The 19,895-nt window shown below is 66.3% G+C and carries 16 protein-coding genes; 13 read left to right on the top strand and 3 right to left on the bottom strand.

Annotated elements, in window-relative coordinates:
* The first annotated feature begins 22 nt into the window (after positions 1-22).
* The 12 genes from LC092_RS17655 to LC092_RS17600 all read left to right on the top strand — a co-directional run bounded on the left by LC092_RS17655 (position 23) and on the right by LC092_RS17600 (position 16,983).
* On the top strand, positions 23-427 hold the full coding sequence (locus LC092_RS17655) for a PTS sugar transporter subunit IIA (RefSeq protein WP_029057726.1): 405 nt from the start codon (positions 23-25) through the stop codon (positions 425-427).
* Between the two features lie 2 nt (positions 428-429).
* Positions 430-723, top strand: a complete 294-nt coding sequence (locus LC092_RS17650; RefSeq protein ID WP_224808688.1) for an HPr family phosphocarrier protein — start codon at positions 430-432, stop codon at positions 721-723.
* A gap of 381 nt (positions 724-1,104) precedes the next feature.
* Positions 1,105-2,502 (top strand): adenosylhomocysteinase, encoded by a 1,398-nt coding sequence (gene ahcY / locus LC092_RS17645; RefSeq protein ID WP_224808687.1) that lies wholly within the window; start codon positions 1,105-1,107, stop codon positions 2,500-2,502.
* 214 nt (positions 2,503-2,716) lie between these two features.
* Positions 2,717-5,227, top strand: a complete 2,511-nt coding sequence (locus LC092_RS17640) for a sensor histidine kinase (protein WP_224808686.1) — start codon at positions 2,717-2,719, stop codon at positions 5,225-5,227.
* Positions 5,228-5,236: 9 nt separating this feature from the next.
* On the top strand, positions 5,237-6,832 hold the full coding sequence (gene tsaE / locus LC092_RS17635) for a tRNA (adenosine(37)-N6)-threonylcarbamoyltransferase complex ATPase subunit type 1 TsaE (protein ID WP_224808685.1): 1,596 nt from the start codon (positions 5,237-5,239) through the stop codon (positions 6,830-6,832).
* Positions 6,833-6,846: 14 nt separating this feature from the next.
* Positions 6,847-7,566 (top strand): nucleotidyltransferase family protein, encoded by a 720-nt coding sequence (locus LC092_RS17630; protein WP_224808684.1) that lies wholly within the window; start codon positions 6,847-6,849, stop codon positions 7,564-7,566.
* Between the two features lie 85 nt (positions 7,567-7,651).
* The gene (gene addB / locus LC092_RS17625; RefSeq protein WP_224808683.1) at positions 7,652-10,813 is read left to right on the top strand and encodes a double-strand break repair protein AddB; all 3,162 of its coding nucleotides are present in this window, start codon (positions 7,652-7,654) and stop codon (positions 10,811-10,813) included.
* A complete protein-coding gene (addA, locus tag LC092_RS17620; RefSeq protein ID WP_224808682.1) occupies positions 10,810-14,343 on the top strand; it encodes a double-strand break repair helicase AddA in 3,534 nt (1,177 codons plus the stop codon). The genes addB and addA overlap by 4 nt, the downstream gene beginning before the upstream one ends.
* Positions 14,344-14,418: 75 nt before the next feature.
* Complete coding sequence (gene trxA, locus LC092_RS17615; protein WP_224808681.1) at positions 14,419-14,739, top strand: thioredoxin; 321 nt, start codon at positions 14,419-14,421, stop codon at positions 14,737-14,739.
* A 271-nt stretch (positions 14,740-15,010) separates the two neighbouring features.
* Positions 15,011-15,664 carry a nucleotide exchange factor GrpE gene (grpE, locus tag LC092_RS17610; RefSeq protein WP_412103604.1) on the top strand — a complete coding sequence of 218 codons (654 nt, stop codon included), beginning with the start codon at positions 15,011-15,013 and terminating at the stop codon, positions 15,662-15,664.
* 161 nt (positions 15,665-15,825) lie between these two features.
* On the top strand, positions 15,826-16,437 hold the full coding sequence (locus LC092_RS17605; RefSeq protein WP_224808678.1) for a trimeric intracellular cation channel family protein: 612 nt from the start codon (positions 15,826-15,828) through the stop codon (positions 16,435-16,437).
* A 198-nt stretch (positions 16,438-16,635) separates the two neighbouring features.
* Positions 16,636-16,983: a VOC family protein gene (locus LC092_RS17600; RefSeq protein ID WP_224808676.1), complete on the top strand. Its 348-nt coding sequence runs from the start codon at positions 16,636-16,638 to the stop codon at positions 16,981-16,983.
* Here the strand turns inward: LC092_RS17600 and LC092_RS17595 are convergent.
* The 3 genes from LC092_RS17595 to sppA all read right to left on the bottom strand — a co-directional run bounded on the left by LC092_RS17595 (position 16,980) and on the right by sppA (position 18,720).
* A complete protein-coding gene (locus LC092_RS17595; RefSeq protein ID WP_224808674.1) occupies positions 16,980-17,333 on the bottom strand; it encodes a LapA family protein in 354 nt (117 codons plus the stop codon). The genes LC092_RS17600 and LC092_RS17595 overlap by 4 nt on opposite strands.
* 89 nt (positions 17,334-17,422) lie before the next feature.
* Positions 17,423-17,719, bottom strand: coding sequence for an integration host factor subunit beta (locus LC092_RS17590; RefSeq protein WP_224808673.1), 297 nt, complete (start codon positions 17,717-17,719; stop codon positions 17,423-17,425).
* Positions 17,716-18,720 carry a signal peptide peptidase SppA gene (gene sppA / locus LC092_RS17585; RefSeq protein ID WP_224808671.1) on the bottom strand — a complete coding sequence of 335 codons (1,005 nt, stop codon included), beginning with the start codon at positions 18,718-18,720 and terminating at the stop codon, positions 17,716-17,718. The genes LC092_RS17590 and sppA overlap by 4 nt, the downstream gene beginning before the upstream one ends.
* Before the next feature lie 193 nt (positions 18,721-18,913).
* On the opposite strand from sppA, the gene panB reads away from it, so the two are divergent.
* Positions 18,914-19,723 (top strand): 3-methyl-2-oxobutanoate hydroxymethyltransferase, encoded by an 810-nt coding sequence (panB, locus tag LC092_RS17580; protein ID WP_224808670.1) that lies wholly within the window; start codon positions 18,914-18,916, stop codon positions 19,721-19,723.
* Positions 19,724-19,895: the final 172 nt, after the last annotated feature.

The raw sequence follows: 19,895 nt of genomic DNA, 5'->3' as shown, positions 1-19,895 counted from the left end.
GGACAAGAACGACGGACAGGGCATGATAGGTCTCGTACTCGTCACGCACGGGCGATTGGCTGAAGAGTTCAAATCGGCGCTGGAGCATGTGGTCGGTCCGCAGGAGCGGGTCGCCACCATCTGCATCGGTCCCGATGACGACATGGAGCAGCGGCGCCAGGACATTCTCGCAGCGGTTGAGGATGTGAATGACGGCGGCGGGGTCGTGCTGCTGACCGACATGTTCGGCGGGACGCCCTCAAATCTTGCGATTTCCGTTATGGACGGCACCAATATCGAAGTGATCGCCGGGGTGAACCTGCCGATGCTGATCAAGCTTGCCAGCGTGCGCGAAGATGCCGCGATCGCCGAGGCGGTCGACGAGGCACGCAAGGCCGGCCAGAAATACATCTCGGTCGCAAGCCAGGTGCTCTCCGGACAGGGATGACGATGACCGATACCCAAACGCGGCCGGCAGCAAGCGCGGAACTCACCATCGTCAACAGGCGCGGCCTGCACGCCCGCGCATCAGCAAAGCTGGTGAAGCTCGTCGAGCGCTTCGATGCCGACGTTACGGTCACCCGCGACGGCCAGTCGGTCGGCGGGACGTCGATCATGGGGCTGATGATGCTGGCGGCAAGCCCGGGCTGCTGCATCAAGGTGGATGCGATGGGCGCCGAGGCCGAGGAGGTCATGGAGGCGATTCGCGCCCTGGTCGAGGACGGCTTCGGCGAAGTCGACTGACGCGGCCATCCAGGCGCTGCTGTGCCATCACTGAGGCGTCAAAACGGGCGTCACCGAAGCGCCAAAGTGTCCTGCGCTTCGGATCTCTCTTCATTTCATGATGTCATCATCGGGCATGACACGCGCACCCGAAGTGTCCGGTCCTGCGGGGATCGGGCTTGGCCCTGCGTGCGCGCCGTTAAGTCGCCGCTTATGATATAAAGAAATCTTTATATCATTATTGCTTTGTATCCGATGACCGCCTATAAGGATGCGGAGGGATCCGCGCGCTGCGCGGACGCAATCCCATGTCAATTCCCAGCTCCGTCCCGCCGTGCGCTCTGCCGGTCTCCGGTCGGGTGCTTCGGGCGTCAACGCCAACCGAGTGAGCGGATCTAGCCGATGAGCACTGCAAGCGACTATTACGTCAAGGATATCTCCCTGGCCGACTACGGCCGCAAGGAAATCGATATCGCCGAAACCGAAATGCCGGGCCTGATGGCCTGCCGCGAGGAGTTCGGCGAGAGCAAGCCGCTCAAGGGCGCGCGCATTGCCGGTTCCCTGCATATGACCATTCAGACGGCCGTCCTGATCGAGACGCTGACCGCGCTCGGCGCCGAAGTCCGCTGGGCGTCCTGCAACATCTTCTCCACGCAGGACCACGCTGCCGCCGCCATCGCCGCCGCCGGCGTTCCGGTCTTCGCCGAGAAGGGTGAGACGCTTGAGGAATATTGGGACTATTGCGACCGGATCTTCATGTTCCCCGAAGGCACGGCCAACATGATCCTTGACGACGGCGGTGACGCCAGCATGTACATCTTGCTCGGCGCCCGCGCCGAAGCCGGTGAGGACGTGCTGTCCAATCCCTCGTCGGAGGAAGAGACCGTTCTCTTCGCCCAGATCCGCAAGCGCATGGAGCAGAGCCCGGGCTGGTTCACCCGCCAGCGCGATGACATCCGCGGTGTTTCGGAAGAAACCACCACGGGCGTCAACCGCCTCTATCAGCTCAAGGCCAAGGGCCTGCTGCCGTTCCCGGCGATCAACGTCAACGACAGCGTCACCAAGTCGAAGTTCGACAACAAATACGGCTGCAAGGAAAGCCTGGTCGACGGCATTCGCCGCGGCACGGACGTCATGATGGCCGGCAAGACCGCCGTCGTGTGCGGCTATGGCGACGTCGGCAAGGGCTCGGCCGCCTCGCTGCGCGGCGCCGGTGCTCGCGTGAAGGTCACGGAAGTCGATCCGATCTGCGCCCTGCAGGCGGCGATGGACGGCTATGAGGTCGTGACGCTGGAAACGGCTGCCCCGACCGCCGACATCGTCATCACCACCACGGGCAACAAGGACGTGGTCACCATCGACCACATGCGTTCGCTCAAGGACATGGCGATCGTCGGCAACATCGGCCACTTCGACAACGAGATCCAGGTCGAGGCGCTGCGCAACTACAAGTGGACGAACATCAAGCCCCAGGTGGACATGATCGAGTTCGCCGACAACAAGCGCATGATCCTTCTGTCGGAAGGCCGTCTGCTGAACCTCGGCAATGCCACCGGCCACCCGAGCTTCGTGATGTCTGCCAGCTTCACCAACCAGGTGCTGGCGCAGATCGAACTGTGGACGCGCCCGGACCAGTATGAAAACGACGTCTATGTGCTGCCGAAGCACCTCGACGAGCGCGTCGCGCGCCTGCATCTGGCAAAGCTCGGTGTGGAGCTGACGGAGCTTTCCGACGAGCAGGCCGCCTATATCGGCGTCGAGACCACCGGCCCCTACAAGCCGGAACACTACCGCTACTGATCCCTGCCGGGCGGGCCCTTGCCCGCCCGCGCATCATGCGATCGAGCCTTTGTGCGGGAGCTGTGGACGACACGGCTCCCGTTTACTTTTCGGCAAGGAACACTTCTTCGCGATTCGGCTTTGCGTTATGGTCTTTGCGAATCGGGCGGTTCGTGAGGCACAACTGTCCCGACGAGCATTTTCGGGCTCGAAGCGGCGGTAGAGGATCGTGAGAATGCCGGCGGACGGCTTGCAACATGCGCGCAAGAGCAGCGCGTGGCGGGAATTGCGTCGAAAGACGGCAGTCCGGGCCACCGGTGGCACGCTTGCATGGCTGTCTCTGACCGGACTTTCCAGGGCACAAGACACGGCCACCCTGTCCCTCGGGGATGTCGATCCCTTCAAGGTCGTCTGGGTCGCGGCTGTCGGCGGCGCGGTCACCTTTGCCGTTACCGCCGCGGTGACCTTCCTGCGCAACCGCCGTGCAACCGTCGGCACGCTGTCCGAGGTTCGCGAGAAGAACGCCAGCCTGACGGCGCGGCTCGACCGGCTGGAGAGCCTGGTGGACTCCGACGATCAGCGCCTGATCGTCTGGCAACCGGGAGACGCCGGGCCGATGATCGCCGGCGTTCTCGACGAAGCCTGCGGTGTTCCGCGCTCGCCGGCTCGGCTTCTGGCCTTCGGGACATGGCTCGACGCGAAATCCGCCACAGCGCTTGAGCGGGCCGTCGAGCGCCTGCGTCGCAACGGTGAAACCTTCCACATGGTGTTGCCCACGCAATCGGGCGGTCTGGTCGAGGTTTCGGGCCGGGTCGCCGCCAGCGCTCCGGTCGTGCGCATGCGCGATCTGACGGGCGAGCGCAAGAACCACGCGCTCCTGGTCAAGCGCCACGAAGAGCTCACCCATGAGGTCGCGACGCTGCGCGCGCTGCTCGACGCGGTGCCGGCGCCGGCCTGGTTGCGCGATGGCGAGGGGCGTCTTGTCTGGGTCAATGCCGCCTATGCGACGGCCGTGGAAGCGCCGGACGGCTCCGGTGCCGTCGAGGCCGGCACGGAATTTCTCGATGCCCGCAACCGCAAGGCGATGGACCGGGCGCGCGATGATGCCGGCGTGGCGCATGCCCGCATGCCTGCCGTATCCGCCGGCGCGCGCCGGATCTTCGATGTCACCCAATGCGCGGTCGAAAGCGGGACGGGCGGTTTCGCCATCGATGTCAGCGAGCTGGAGCACAGCCGTCAGGAGCTGGGGCGCACGATCGATTTTCACGCCCGCACCCTCGACCAGCTCGCCACCGCCGTGGCGATCTTCGGCGCCGACAGGCGTCTGCAGTTCTACAACGCTGCCTTTCATGCGCTTTGGGGGCTTGATACCGGGTTCCTGGAAAGCAATCCGACGGACGGCGCGCTGCTCGACGCGCTCCGCGCGGCACGCAAGCTGCCCGAACAGGCGGACTACCGTGGCTGGCGCAACAAGCTGCTCGAGACCTACACGTCCGTCGATGCGCGGGAATTCTGGTGGCATCTGCCGGACGGCCGCACGCTGCGCGTGATCGCCAACCCGCATCCGCAGGGCGGCGTGACCTATATCTACGAGAATGTGACCGAGCGGCTCGATCTGGAAAGCCGCTACAATTCGCTCATTCGCGTGCAGGGCGAAACCCTCGACAATCTCTCCGAAGCGGTCGCGGTGTTCGGCTCCGATGGCCGTTTGCGGCTGTGGAACCCGGCCTTCGAGGTGATCTGGGACCTTGCCGACGACGGTCTTGGTGACAGTCCGCATATCACCCGGATCGTCGAGGCTGGACTGCTGGAACCGGAAGAGGCGCATGTCTGGCAGCGTCTGGTAACCGCGGTGACGAGCTTGGCCGACAACCGCGAGCCGGTCGTCGGGCGGATGGAGCGCGAGAGCGGCGAGGCCATCGACTATGCGACGGTTCCGCTTCCCGACGGCGGCACGCTTGTCACCTTCGTCAATGTCACGGATTCGGTAAACGTCGAACGCGCGCTTCTCGACAAGAACGAGGCGCTGGAACAGGCCGACCAGCTCAAGAACGCCTTCATCCAGCATGTTTCCTACGAATTGCGCTCGCCGCTGACCAACATCATCGGCTTTGCCCAGCTTCTGTCCGATCCGAAGTTCGGTCCGCTGACGCCGAAGCAGAGCGAATATGTGGACTACATCCTGTCGTCGTCCTCGGCGCTCCTGGCGATCATCAACGACATTCTGGATCTGGCGACCATCGATGCGGGCATCATGGAGCTGGATCTTTCGTCGGTCGATGTCGCCAAGACGGTACAGGCGGCGGTCGAGGGGCTGAAGGACCGGCTGACCGATTCCGGGATAACGCTCAATCTCGACATGTCGGACAATGTCGGCGTGATCCAGGCGGACGAGCGCCGGTTGCGCCAGGTGCTTTACAACCTCATTTCCAACGCCCTGCGCTTCTCCGATGTCGGCGGGGCCATCGACGTCTCCTGCCAGCGAACCGCCGATGCGATCGAATTCCAGGTTCGCGATCATGGCTGCGGCATTCCCGAGGACATGCTCGATCAGGTCTTTGCCCGCTTTGTCGGGCGCGACGCCGGCGCGCGCCGCCGCGGCGCGGGCCTCGGCCTGTCGATCGTGAAGAGCTTTGTCGAATTGCACGGCGGCACGGTCGATATTTCCTCACAAGAGGGGGTCGGCACGCATGTCGTGTGTCGATTTCCCTTTGCTCCCGATGCCCTCCAGCACGCCGCCGAATAGCAGCACGTGATGGCGGAGACGACAGCCACCGGCGGGCAGCAAGGCCCCGCGGCAATGGAGCAGGGCACGCCGGAGGAGATCTGCATTGCCGTGGCGGAGCCGGCCGAGACCCAAAGGCTTGCGGAAGATCTGGCGATGGTCGTCGCGCCCGGCGACTGCCTGTGCCTCTCGGGTGATCTGGGAGCCGGAAAGTCCACTTTCGCCCGCGCCTTGATCCGCGCGCTTGCCGACGATGCGGAGCTTGAGGTTCCAAGTCCGACCTTCACGCTGGTCCAGTCCTATCCGCTTCCCCGTTTCGACGTCGCGCATCTTGATCTCTACCGGCTCGAGGAGCCGGAGGAGATCGAGGAACTGGGGCTGGAGGATGCGCTGGAAACCGGGGTCGCCCTGGTCGAATGGCCGGAAAAGGCTGGGGATTTCCTGCCCAAAGACTGTCTCTCCATTTCCATCGAAACGGTGGGCGAAACCGATGCGCGCAGGTTTCTCCTGCGCTCCGCAGATCCCGCGTGGCTTGCCCGCATCGAGCGCACCCGTGCCATCCGCGCGCTTCTGGAAAATGCAGGGATGGGAGATGCGGTGCGGCGCTATTTGCAGGGCGATGCCTCGCCCCGCCGCTACGAGACGGCGAGGACGCCGGAGCGGGCCGCGATCCTGATGAACGCGCCGGCGCTCGACATTCCAGGGGCCGCCGATGGCACCGAGAGCTACGCCGATATCGTGCATCTTGCACAGGACATGCACGCCGTTGTTGCTGTCGGAGAGGCCTTGCGCGCCCATGGTTTCAGCGCGCCGGAGACGCTTGCGGCAGATCTTCCCGCGGGCCTCTTGCTGCAGGAGGATCTCGGGCGCGGCGCGATCGTCGAAGCGGGTGCGCCGGTGCCGGAGCGCTACGAGGCGGCGGTCGACCTGCTGGCCGACCTGCATGAAGCCGGCATCGGCCCGTCGCTGGCCCTGCCGGGCGTTCCGGGAGGCGGAAGCTATCAGGTTCCCGCCTATGACGAACGCGCCCTGCTGACCGAGGCGGAACTGTTTCTCGACTGGTATCTGCCCTCACGCGGCGTGACGGTGACGCCGGCCATGCGCGACGCGTTTTCCGCCCTCTGGCGGCCGCTGATCGCGCGGGTGCAGGAGCAGCCACCCGTGCTGGCGCTGCGCGATTATCATTCGCCCAACCTGATCTGGCGCGGCGAGCGCAGCGGCAACGACCGGCTCGGTCTGGTCGACTATCAGGATGCGGTGATGGGATCGCCGGCCTACGATCTTGCCTCGCTTGCCATGGATGCGCGGGTGACGATCCCGCCCGATCTCGAGACCGCGCTGGTCGAGCGCTACATCGCCCGCCGCCTTGCGCGGGATCCCGCCTTCGATGCCGACCGCCTGCGCGGCGACTATGCGATCATGGCCGCACAACGCGCGCATAAGGTGCTGGGGGTGTTCGTCCGCCTGTCCGAGCGCGACGGCAAGCCGGCCTATCTCGAGCATCTGCCAAGGGTACGGGATTATCTTGCGCGGGCGCTGGCGCATCCGCTGCTGGTGCCGCTGGCGACGTGGCTTGCAGGGCTGGACACGGGGAACGACGATGCCGCCCTGCGGGAACGTCCATGACAGGGGAAACGGCAATGCCCATTCGCCGCGCGATGGTTCTGGCCGCCGGGATGGGAACGCGGATGCGCCCGCTCACGGCGATCACGCCCAAGCCGTTGATCCCGGTCGCCGGCGAGGCGCTGATCGACCGGGCCTTCGACAAGCTCGAAGCCGCCGGCGTCGAGACCTGCGTCGTCAACGTCCACTATCTGGCAGACCTCGTCGAGGTGCATGTGGAACGCCGTCCCGGCCTGCCGAAGGCGGTGGTCTCCGATGAGCGCGGGCTGCTGCTCGAGACCGGCGGCGGCATCGTCAAGGCGCTTCCCTTGCTGGGGGAGGAACCGTTCTTCCTGCTGAATTCCGACAGCACATGGATCGAGGGCGTCGTGCCCAACCTCGACCATTTGCGGGCGGCCTGGAAACCGGACGAGATGGACGCTTTGCTCCTGCTTTCGGAGTATGTCGAGTCGGTCGGCTACGACGGCAAGGGCGATTTCATCATCGATCCGCATGGGAGACTGAAGCGGCGACCGGAGCGCACCGTCGCGCCGTTTGCCTACGCGGGAGCCGCGATCCTGCATCCCCGGCTTTTCGAGAATGCGCCGGAAGGAGCCTTTTCCCTCAACCGGCTGTTTGACGTGGCGATTGCGCGCGGCACCCTCTACGGTGTGCAGATGGAGGGGCTCTGGCTGCATGTCGGAACTCCGGAATCGATTGCCGAGGCGGAGCGGGCAATCCGCAACAGCACCCGCTGATATCCGCATCCGGATATCCGTGCGTGAGTGGCGGGTTTCGCGCGGACGATTTTGATTTGTTGCCTTTGAGACCGGGACGGTGCGCATGAGCACGCGGCGCCAGCCGAAGATTTTCACCATTCCACCCTCGGCGCCCTTCCTGCCGACATTCGTCGATGCCTTGCTGGCGGGTCGGCTCGTGCCGGGACTGGATGCGGCTGCGGATCCGCTGGCCCTTGCGCGCGTAACGCTCTATGTGCCGACACGCCGCGCCGCGCGCGTGTTGCCGGCGCTGTTCCAGGTGCGGCTCGGCCGCAGCGCGACGTTGCTCCCCGTCATTCGCGCGCTTGGCGATGTCGACGAGGACGTTCATCTGCTGCGCAACGACGGCGCCGATCTCGACCTGCCGCCGGCTCTCCCCGAGATGCATCGCAAGATGGCGATGACCCGGCTTGTTCATGCCTGGGAAGGGGCCCTGCGCCGCGAGGTGCTGGAACTGGGCGCGGATGCCGTTTTGCGGACACCGGCGTCGGCCGCCGATGCCGCCTGGCTCGCCGGCGATCTACTGGCGCTGATGGACGAGATGGAGACGGAGGAAGTGCCCTGGACGGGGCTTGCCGGTCTCGTTCCCGAGGATCACGCCCGCTACTGGCAGATCACGCTGGATTTCCTCAAGATCGCGATGACCTACTGGCCGGCGCATCTGGCCGATCAGGGCGCGATGAACCCCAAGGCGCGGCGCTCCGCGCTGATCCGCCGCGAGGCTGAGCGCCTGCGCGAAACCCCGCCCGCCGGTCCCGTGATCGTGGCGGGCGCGACCGGCTCCGTGCCGGCGACCGCCGAGCTTCTGCGTGTCGTTGCCGATCTCGATCAAGGCGCCATCGTGTTTCCCGGCTTCGATCGGGAACTCGACGATCCGTCCTGGCAGGCGATCCTGGGGGCCGGCGAAGCGGATGACCGCGCGCCCGCCGCAAGCGGCGGTGTGCCGAGCCATCCGCAATACGGCATGGCTCATGTGGTAACCGGGCTTGGCGTCGAGCGGGCCGATATTCCCCTGCTTGCCCCCGGGTCGGTGCGGGACCGGATCGTTGCCGATGCCCTGCGCCCGGCCGAGACCACCGATAGCTGGCCGGCATTGGCCGCAGCATTAAGCGACGATGAGCGCCGCGCGGCGTTCGCCGGCGTCGACCTGCTGACGGCGCGCAACGAGGCGGAAGAGGCGCTTGTCGTCGCCATCGTCTTGAGACAGGCGGTGGAGGAGGGAACGTCCGCCGCGCTGATCACGCCGGACCGGACGCTCGCGCGCCGGGTTGCGGTGGAACTGCGCCGCTGGGGATTGCAGGCCGACGACAGCGCCGGGCGTCCGCTGGACCAGACGCCGCCTGGCGTTCTGGCACGGCTGGCGGGCGAACTTGCGCTTGGCGGGCTTGAACCGGTGCCGCTGCTCGCCCTGTTGAAGCATCCCCTCACCCGGCTCGGTTTGCCGGCAAATGAAGTGCGCGCTGCGGCCCGTGCGCTGGAGCGGGCGGTGTTGCGGGGGCCGCGTGCCCGCAGCGGCACCCAAGGCTTGCTCGGCGGCGTTCGCGCCGCCCGCGCGCTCGCCGGGAGAGAGGGCGGCGGCGGGCGCATGCCGCGCTGGAAACGGCTGCACGACGAAGACTGGGACGTGGTGGAGGATCTCGTCGCGCGGCTTGGAGAGGCGCTTGCGCCGCTCGAGACCCTTGCCGCGGACGAGGTCGACGGCGCGGGTGGCGAGACCGAAATCGAGGCCGTCGCGCTGGCCCGGGCGCATGAAGAGGTGCTGCGCCGACTGTGCCGCGATGAAACAGGGGATGCGGGCGAGCTTTATGCGGGCGAGGCCGGCGAAGGGCTGGCGGCCGCCTTTGCGGAGATGTTCGATGCGGAGGCTGCCGGCCTCTCGGTTCCCTTGCGCGACTGGCCGGATGTCTTCGTCGCGCTGCTGTCCGGCCTGAACGTCCGCCGTCGGCTTCCGGGCGATCCGCGCATCGCGATCCTCGGGCCGATGGAAGCCCGGCTCCAGCCGTTCGATCTCGTGATTCTCGGCGCGCTCAACGAGGGCAGTTGGCCGCAGCGCACCCGCAATGACCCATGGCTCAACCGGCCGATGAAGCGCGGGATCGGCCTCGATCCGCCCGAGCGGCGCATCGGCGCAGCCGCGCATGACTTCATCGAGGGAATGGGCGCGGGGCGGGTCGTGCTGTCGCGCTCCGAGCGTGCCGATGGCGCACCGACGGTGGCCTCGCGTTGGCTGTTGCGGCTGACGACGCTTCTCGGTGAGGCGCAGTCAAAGGCAATGCGCGCCCGCGGCGACGCCTGGCTGGAGCTTGCCCGGGCTATGGACCAGCCCGCGCATCCGCCGCTACCTGCAAAGCGACCGTCGCCGACACCGCCGGTTGCCGCGCGGCCGTCGCGCCTGTCGGTGACGGCCATAGAAACGCTGATCCGCGACCCCTATGCGATCTATGCGCGCGACATCCTGAAGCTCGATCCCGTCGATCCCATCGGCGGCGATCCGGGGGCGGCGGAAAAGGGGACGCTGATCCACGATATCCTCGCCGAGTTCCTCGAGAGCTGGACGGGCCCTTTCGATGCTGCGGCCGAGGCCCGGCTTCTGGAGATCGGGCGCAGCCGGTTTTCGCAGGTGGATGCCTTCCCCGCCATCCGGGCGATCTGGTGGCTGCGGTTCGAGCGCATTGCATCGGCCTTCCTGCGCAATGAAGCCGGATGGGCCGGGGAGATCGTCGAACGTCATCTGGAAATCGCCGGCGCGATGGAGCTGGATCTGACGCCCGGCCGCGTCGTGACGCTTAGCGCAAGGGCGGACCGGATCGATCTTCGGGCCGACGGCTCCCATGCGGTCATCGACTACAAGACCGGTCAGGCGCCGAGCGCCAAGGAAGTTGCCGCGCTGCTGGCGCCGCAATTGCCGCTGGAAGCCGCGATGATCCGGGCCGGGGCCTTTGCCGGCGTCGACCCGGCAATTCCCGTCGAGAGCCTTCTGTATCTGCGGCTGTCGGGCGGGCGCGTGCCGCTGGAGGTCGCCGAGCGCAAGCCGAAAGAAGGCGACGTGGCCGATCTCGCGGCCGAAGCCCTCGCCCGCACCAGGGCGCTCTTTGCCGGCTATGAGAATCCCGCGACCGGGTATCTCTCGCGCGCCCGCGTCATGAAGGAGCGCGAGTTCGCAGCGCCCTACGACCATCTTGCAAGGGTCCGCGAATGGGCTCTGGAAAGCGGAGACGACGGGTGAGCAAGATCGAGATCCCGGCAGCCACCCGCGAGCGGCAGGGCCTGGCCGCCGATCCGGAGCGGTCCGTCTGGGTGAGCGCCAACGCGGGTTCGGGCAAGACCTTCGTGCTCGCCCGGCGCGTCATCCGCCTGCTGCTTGCCGGAACAGCGCCGTCGCGCATCCTGTGCCTGACCTTTACCAAGGCCGCCGCATCGGAAATGCAAACGCGCGTGTTCGAGACGCTGGGCCACTGGACGACCTATGACGACGCGCGGCTGAGCGAGGAGGTGCGGGACATCGAGGGGCGCGTGCCCGATGCCCGCCGCCTGGCCCGGGCGCGGCATCTGTTTGCGACCGCGCTGGAAACGCCCGGCGGGCTGAAGATCCAGACGATCCACGCCTTTTGCGAGGCCCTGCTGCACCAGTTCCCGCTGGAGGCCAATGTCGCCGGGCATTTCTCCGTGCTGGACGACCGCCAGTCGGCGGACCTTCTGGCAACCGCAAGGGCACAGGTGCTGGCGCGCGCCGAACGCTCGCCCGACAGTCCGCTCGGCCGCGCGCTCGTCTTTCTCATTGCCGAATTGCCCGACAAGTCCGTCGAGACCGCGCTTGGCGAACTGGTCGCCAAGCGCGACCAGCTGCGCCGCTGGCTGCAGCACGCCGGCTCGCCGGACCTGGCGCTTGGCGAGTTGCAACGTCTCTTCGGGCTTTCCGAGCAGGATACAGTGGCGTCGCTCGAGGCGCGTGTGTTCGACGAGCGCACGATTGACGATGTAGCCGCGCGGACAATCGCCGAGGCGCTGGCGCAGGGAACCGCGACCGACGGCAAGCGCGCGGATCGCCTGCGGGCTGCCGTCGGGTGCGAGGATCCGGCGCAGTGGCGCGATCTCTGGCTCTCCGTCTTTCTCAACAAGGACCTGTCGCCGACCAAGGCGCTTGCCGGCAAGGCGGTCGCGACTGCCGATCCGCAGATCATCGAGCGGCTCGTCGCCGAGCAGGAGCGGCTGCTCGATCTTCTGGCGCGACGGCGGGCGGCCTATACGCTTGCGGGAACGCAAGCCGCGTTGCTCCTGGCGGATGCGATGCTGCAGGCCTATGAGCGCGAGAAGACCCGGCGCGGGCTGATGGACTTCGAGGATCTGATCGTGCGCACCGCGAGCCTGCTGTCGCGCGCGGATGCCGCCCTTTGGGTGCAATACAAGCTCGATCAGGGCCTAGATCATATTCTGGTCGACGAGGCCCAGGACACCAGCCCGCACCAGTGGCAGGTGATCCGGGCCCTGGCGGAGGAGTTCTTCGCCGGCGCATCGGCGAACCCGCGCACGCGGACCCTTTTCGCGGTCGGCGACGAGAAACAGTCGATCTATTCGTTCCAGGGCGCGGTGCCTGCCTATTTCGCCGAGATGCGCACCTATTTCCAGAAGCGGGCGCAGGATGCGGAGACCGCCTTTTCCCGGGTCGAGCTGACCCTGTCGTTCCGCTCCCGCCCTGACGTCCTGTCCGCGGTCGATACGGTCTTTGCCGCCCCAGAGGTGCACCGTGGACTGGCGCAGGAGCAGGTGCCGCCCGTGCATGAGGCCGTGCGCCGTAACGAGCCGGGGTATGTGGAGATCTGGCCGCCGGAGGAAAGCGACGCCGTCGAGACGCCGGACGACTGGAGGGAGCCGATCGACCGCCTGTCCGCCGGAAACCCGATAATCCGGCTGGCGGGCCGGATCGCGGAGACCGTCGAGGCATGGTGGCGAAACGGCGAGGCCGATCCCGAGGATGTGCTTGTGCTGGTGCGCAAGCGCGGCGCCTTCGTCGATGCGCTGACCCGCGCGCTGAAGCAGGCCGGCGTTCCGGTCGCCGGCAGCGACCGCCTCATCCTCAACGAGCATATCGCGGTGGAGGACCTGATCGCGCTTGGCCGCTTCCTGCTGCTGCCCGAGGACGACCTGTCGCTTGCAGCCGTCTTGAAGAGCCCGCTGTTCGGGCTCGACGACGACGCGCTTTATCGCGTTGCCCGGCCGGACGGGGTGACGCTGCGGCGCGGGACGCTGTGGCAGTCGCTGGTGCGCTGCGCGCAGGCCGATCCGGCGCTTGATGCCGTTCGCGCCCGGATCGAAGAGTTGCGCGCGCGCGCCGACTTCATGCCGCCCTTCGAGTTTTTCTCCAGGCTCTTGTCCGCCGACGGCGCGCGCGCCGCCTTTCGCGCCCGCATGGGCACGGAGGTCGACGATGTCCTTGATGAGTTCCTGGCGCTCACCCTGACGTTCGAACAGACGGGCACGCCGGGGCTTGAAGGGTTTCTCGCCTGGTTCGCCGCCGCGCCGACGCAGGTCAAGCGCGAGCTGAACGCCGCACGCGGGGTCGTGCGCATCATGACCGTGCATGGCGCCAAGGGGCTGGAAGCGCCGCTGGTCATCCTGGTCGACAGCGGAGCGGCACCGGTGGTGTCGCAACACGATCCGGCGTTTCTGGCGCGCCGGCGTTCAGACGACAAGGCCGCGCCCGAGGCACTTGTCTGGCTGCCGCCCAAGGCCTCGCGCACGGACTGGCACGAAGAGGCGCTTGCGACCCTCAGAACGGCGGCGGAAGAGGAATACCGGCGGTTGCTCTATGTGGCGATGACGCGGGCCCGCGACCGGCTCGTCGTCTGCGGCTGGGCGCCCGCGAGCGGCCAGAAGGACGGCTGCTGGCACCGCCTCGTTGCTGCCGGACTGGACCCCGACGCCCGCGATGGCGTGACCGCGACCGGCGACCCCTGCCGTGTATGGCAGGCGCGCGGCACCCATTGCGATCCGCCGCAGCTCGGCGCGCGTGCCCCTCGAGGCGGGGCCGATGCCGCGCCTGTGGCCCGTCTTCCCGCTTGGCTGCATGCGCCGGTTGCGCCCGTTGTGCGGCCGCGCCGCCTGCAGCCGTCGGCGGCCTTTGAGGAAATGGAAACCAAGGACGGCCCGGCCGAGCTTGCGCCGGTGGAGGAACTCGCGGTCGCCCGTGCGCGCCAGTCGCTGGCGCTGGAGCGTGGCCGGCATCTGCACCGGCTGCTTCAGCTCCTGCCGGACCTGGCCCCCGAGGATAGGCTTTCGGCGGCGCGTCGCTATCTGAAGGCCGGTCTTGCGCCCGAGCTTGCCGGCAATACGGATGCGCTGGCCGACGAAGCCTGTGCCGTTCTCGCGGAGCCTGCCTTCGCCGAGGTGTTTTCCACCCGCGCGCTCACGGAAGTGCCGCTCGTCGGCCAGCTTTCGCTGGATGACGGCAGCAGCGTTGACGTCTCCGGCCAGATCGACCGGTTGTGTGTGACGGAGGCGGCGGTGCTGGTTGTCGATTTCAAGACCGACCGGCGGGTGCCGGATGCGACGGAGGACATCGGCGAGGCCTATGTGGCCCAGCTCGCCGTCTATCGCGCCCTGTTGCAGGAGATCTATCCCGGTCGTGCGGTGCGCGCGGCTTTGCTCTACACTGCGCGGCCGGTGTTGAGGGAGATTTCGCAGGACCGTCTCGAGGCGGCCCTTGCGGCGCTGACCGCGCAGTCGGGCGGGGCGGCGATGGACGGATCGCTCGCTTGACGCGGGCGGGCCGGCTTCCTACGTTCAGCGCAACGAAGAATGCAGTCGCATTCGTGATTTTGGAAAGGGCAAGAAATGGCCACCGCAGTCGTGACGGATGAATCCTTTGAAAACGATGTCCTGAAGGCATCGGGCCCGGTTGTCGTTGATTTCTGGGCGGAATGGTGCGGCCCTTGCAAGATGATCGCGCCGGCGCTTGAGGAAATCTCCGACGAGATGGGCGAGCAGGTGACGATCGCCAAGCTCAACATCGACGAGAACCAGAACATCGCCTTGAAGTACGGCGTCCGGTCGATCCCGACGCTGATCATGTTCAAGGATGGAGAGCCGGTGTCCACGCAGATCGGCGCCGCGCCCAAGAACAAGCTTGCGGACTGGATCAAGACGTCGTCCTGACGGTCGTCATTGCCGCCGGGCCTGGAAGCGAATCGCGATGCGGTCGCTTCAGGGCAGGCAGGCAGGACCGCACCGGACCCGGCCGTCTCGGCGGATCCGGTCTCCGGGGGCAAGTGAACATTCGCGCATGCGCGCGCCCCGTGTCCTTCCGCTTGCCGGACTGGACACGGGGTTCGTTGCGTCTTAAAGGCGGGTCTCCGCCGATCTCCGCCTCCGGGCGGGATCGTCCATACGCGTCACACAGTCATACGCGTCAGACAGTTTCGGGTATATGATGAGCGACACCAGCAACACTCCGAATGACAATCCGGAAGAAAACGCCGCCAATGAGGCCGTTGCGGATGAGGCACATGCCGCCGCGAACGACATGGCGGACGGCGAGGGTGCGGTCGATCCGGTGGAAGCGCTTCGCAGCGAAAACGCCGAGATGAAGGACCGTGTCCTTCGCACCATGGCGGAAATGGAAAACCTCCGTCGGCGCACGGAAAAGGAAGTCCGCGAAAGCCGACAGTATTCGGTTGCGAATTTCGCGCGTGACATGCTCGGCGTCAGCGACAACCTGCGCCGCGCGCTCGATGCGATTTCCGACGATGCGCGGGCATCGGCCGACGAAGCCATGCGCGTCTTGATCGAGGGCGTCGAATTGACCGAGCGGGAGATGATCAACCAGCTCGAGAAGCACGGTGTTAAGAAGCTCAACCCGGAAGGCGAGCGCTTCGATCCGAACTTCCATCAGGCGATGTTCGAGGTGCCCAACACCGAGGTGCCGAACAACACCGTGGTGCAGGTTGTCCAGGCCGGCTACATTATCGGCGATCGCGTCCTGCGCCCGGCAATGGTCGGCGTGTCGAAGGGCGGTCCGAAGGAGCGCAAGCCCGACGCGCCGCAGGCCGAACCGGGGGCGACCGTCGACAAGACCGCCTGAGACGGTCCACGGATCTGGGCCGGGTCGATGGCCCGAATGAAGGCGCGGCACCCCGGGTGACCGCGTCTTTTTGTGTCTGCATCCCTTCAGGCCGGCCCGGGCCGACGGGCGTTTCCGTCGGATCGGACGTGCGAGAACAACCGGGGCCGAAAATGGCGACCATGCTTCAGCTTCTTGATTTCCTGGGTGTTGCGGTGTTCGCCGTAACCGGCGCAATCGTTGCGTCCCGGCTTCGGCTCGACTTTCTGGCCTTTCTGTTCTTTGCGGTCTTCACCGGCGTTGGCGGCGGAACCCTGCGCGATCTCGTGCTTGGCGTGCCGATCTTCTGGGTCGGGAACCAGCTCTATCTCCTTGTCTGTCTCGGCATCGGCGCCGCGATGTGGTTTGCCGCGGCCTGGGTGGAAAGGGTCGACCGTCCCTTGCGTTGGGCGGACAGCGTCGGCGTTGCGTCCTATTCGGTGATGGGCGCGGCGAAGACCCTGTCGCTCGGCTATCCGCCGGTGGTCGCCGTCCTCATGGGGGTTGCCACAGCGACCTTCGGCGGGATCATTCGCGATACGATCGCCGGACAGCCGTCCGCGCTGCTGAAGCCGGAGATCTATCTCACTGCTGCCTTTGCCGGCGCCGGTGTCTATGTAGGGCTGGCGGCGCTCTCGGTTCCCTCCTGGCCGGCGGCGCTGGCAGGAGCCGCCTGTGCGCTGCTCCTGCGCGGCGGGGCGATCCTCAAGGGCTGGTCTCTTCCCCCCTATGCGCCGCCGCAGGACCGCTCCTGACGGCAGCCGTCGTCCAACCCGCCGCTTCTTTGGAGGTGTCGCCTCATCCGCACTGCGTGCGTTGCCGGCCGTTTCGGTTTATTATTCTCAAGGTGGTGGCAACCAATGCCGCACGTGAGGCGTGTTTCGTTCCGTGAGGCGTGAAACCCGGGGGACCTAATGCCTGTCGCACACGGTGTATTCTACTGGAATGAACTGATGACCCGTGACGTGGAGGGCGCGAAGGCCTTCTACGGCGCCGCGCTTGGCTGGACCTTCGCGCCCATGCCCATGCCTGAGGGCACCTACTGGCTCGTCATGGCCAGCGGCGAGGCGCCGGTGGCCGGCCTGTTCGACATCCATATGATGGACGACCCGCAGATGCAGCCGCACTGGATGTCCTACATCGCGGTGGATGATGTCGATGCGCGGCTGGAGGCGGCCGTCGGCGCCGGCGGCAGCATTCTTCGCACGCCGTTCGACGTCGAGGGAGTGGGTCGGATTGCGATCGTCCGCGACCCGGAAGGCGCGGTTACCGGGTGGATGACGCCCGTCGAACCGTCTTAGGCCGCGTTTCGCGACGAGGTCGGAGCGGGCAGCGCCGGCCCCTTGGCCGGTTCATGCACGGCCTTGAGCCGGTCGGCCTCATTGTGCCAGCGGTCGGCTTCGCGGCGCTTGACGCGCGCTTCCTTGCGCCATTTACCCTGGCCGGCCCAGGAGGCGATGCCGCCGATCAGAACGCCGAAGGCAACGGCGGCGAACAGATACCAGAACAGCGGTGCGTTGATGCTGATGGCCGGATCTGCAGGCGAGAACGGGTCGAGCGACAAGGTCACCGTATGGCGATTGGCGACCGCGAGTGCGATGAGCACGATCGCGATCGGAATGAGCACCAGGTTCTTGATCAACCGCCTCACGGCATGTTCTCCCGCATTTGATACGTCTTGGGCGTGTGGTGACGCATCGCCGGAAGCCGTTGTCAGGCCGGCGATACGGGGGCGTGGCGTCAGTCCTCGGATCCGTCGCCGTCGTTCAGACGCTCGCGCATCTCCTTGCCGGTCTTGAAGAACGGCACGTATTTCTCGTCCACGTCGACCTTCTGGCCGGTCCGTGGATTGCGTCCGGTGCGCGCCGGCCGGTTCTTCACCGAGAAGGCTCCGAAGCCGCGCAATTCGACGCGGTTCCCGTTCCGAAGGGCGTTGGTGATCTCGTCGAGAATGGCGTTGACGATGTTTTCCACGTCCCGCTGGTAGAGGTGCGGATTTTGTTCGGCAATCCGCTGCACCAGTTCCGACTTGATCATTCCCGTCCCCCAGGGCCACTGCTTGCGTTCGACGCGTCCTGAGCGTGCCAAACGGATACCAGACCGTCAAGCGCAACGCCTTCTCCCAAAAGCGCTCCGGCGCCGCCAAGCGCTTCAAGAACCGTGGCGCCGATGCCCTGGCCCACGGCATGCGACATCCGCGCGGCGAAGGGCAGGTCGTCGTATTCTTCCGGTACGGACCAGGTCACGACGGGAAGATCGGAGGAAATGTCGTGCTCTTCCTTGAGCCAGGCGAGCGCTGCGTCGCGTCCGCCGATGGCGTCGACGAGACCGAGCTGCCGGGCTCGCTCGCCCGAGAAGATACCGCCCTGGGCAACGCTTCTTGCCTCCGTGTCGCTCATCTTGCGGCGCTCCGCGACAAGCCCGACGAACCAATCGTAGCTGTCGTCGATCACCGCTTGGAGGTTTTCGCGGGCGGCTTCGGGCGTGTCGGAAAAGAAATTCGGTTCGGCCTTGAGCGGGCCGGAGCGAACGACGTCGACCTTCACGCCGATTGAATCGAGCAGGCCCTTGATGTTGCCGTACTGGATGTAGACGCCGATCGCGCCCGTGAGAGATGTGTGGCGGGCGACGACATGATCGGCGGCGATCGCGGTCATGTATCCGGCGGAAGCGCCCAGTGTCCCGATGGTGGCAACGACCGGCTTCTTCTCGGCAAGCTCGCGGAGCTTTTGGTAAAGCGCCTCGCCCCCGACGGTGGATCCGCCGGGAGAATCGATGTCGAGGATCACGGCCTTGACCCGGTCGCTTTCGGCAACGTCTTCCAGCAGCTTCAGGCGCCGTCTGTCGTCGACGATGACGCCCTCGATCGAAATCCGGGCGATATGCGTCGAGCGTTTCGACATCGAGCCGAAGGCGCCACTCCAGCCGATAATCCCCGCAAGGGCGGTTATGGCGACCAGGAAGGCAGCAACCCGCCAGAAGGTGACTTTGCGGCGCAGGCGACGGCGGTCGACGATGGCGTCGGCATCGAGGGACATGAACAAGGAGCCTTCTCTCTGGTCGTCGGGACCTTATCGCTACATCCCCGCGCCGCGGATGGAAAGCCCGGAAGCGGTCTGATTGCACATTCCTCTTTGCCGCGGCTGATCACAGGGCCTTGATTGTACACTCAATAAGGGCAGGCTAAAGGACTTCCGGAGCCCGTCATTCAACAGGAGTGTCCTCGTCGTCATGTCCGCGATCACCCTCGCCACACTGAACAAGTTCAAAGCCGAGCGAAAACGCTTTTCCATGGTCACCGCCTATGATGCGTCCTTCGCGGGAGCAGCGGCCCGCGCCGGGGTGGCGTCGGTGCTGGTTGGCGACAGCCTGGGCATGGTCGTCCAGGGCGGTGCCTCGACCGCGTCCGTCACCCTCGAGGACATGGCCTATCACACCGCCTGCGTGGCGCGCGGCATCGCCTCTTGCGGGGCAGCGGCGCCGCTGATCGTCGCCGATCTCCCGCTTGGAACCTATTACACACCGCAAGAGGCCGGGCAGAATGCGGCCCGCTTGATGCGTGCCGGCGCAAATGCGGTCAAGCTGGAGGGTGGCGCATGGCTCGCCGACACCGTGCGCTTTCTGAGCGAACGCGGCGTGCCGGCGTGCGCGCATCTCGGGCTGACGCCGCAAACGGCGGACATGCTCGGCGGTTACAAGGTGCAGGGGCGCGATGAGGCAGCCGCCCGCCGCATCCGCGACGATGCGGCTTTGCTGGAGGCGGCCGGTGCGCGCCTGCTGGTGCTGGAATGCGTTCCCGATGCGCTCGGCGCGGCGGTTGCGGCGTCGCTTTCGATCCCCGTGATCGGGATCGGCGCGGGACCGGCGACGGATGCCCAGGTGCTGGTGATGCACGACATGCTGGGCGTATCGCCGGGGCGCAAGGCCCGCTTCGTCAAGGACTACATGGCGCAGGCCGGCGGCATCGAGGCGGCGTTTCGCGCTTTTGCCGAGGAGGTCGAGACGGGTGTCTATCCCGCACCCGAACATTGCTACGGGTAAGGCCGCGGTCTGATTGAGGTGCTGAAACGAGAAAGCCCGGCCAGATGGCCGGGCTCAGACTGCTGACAAACCCGTCGATTTCGGCGGGTTTGTTTTTTTGCAGTTTTGGTTCTGAGGTTTTGAGCGGTTTTGGTTCAGGGTTAGATTGGTCCAGCCACCTCAGGCTGGGGCT

Source organism: Stappia stellulata, from assembly GCF_020176715.1.
Classification (GTDB): domain Bacteria; phylum Pseudomonadota; class Alphaproteobacteria; order Rhizobiales; family Stappiaceae; genus Stappia.
Note: the sequence above shows the minus strand (reverse complement) of the source record. Positions and strands in the feature narration are given on the sequence as shown.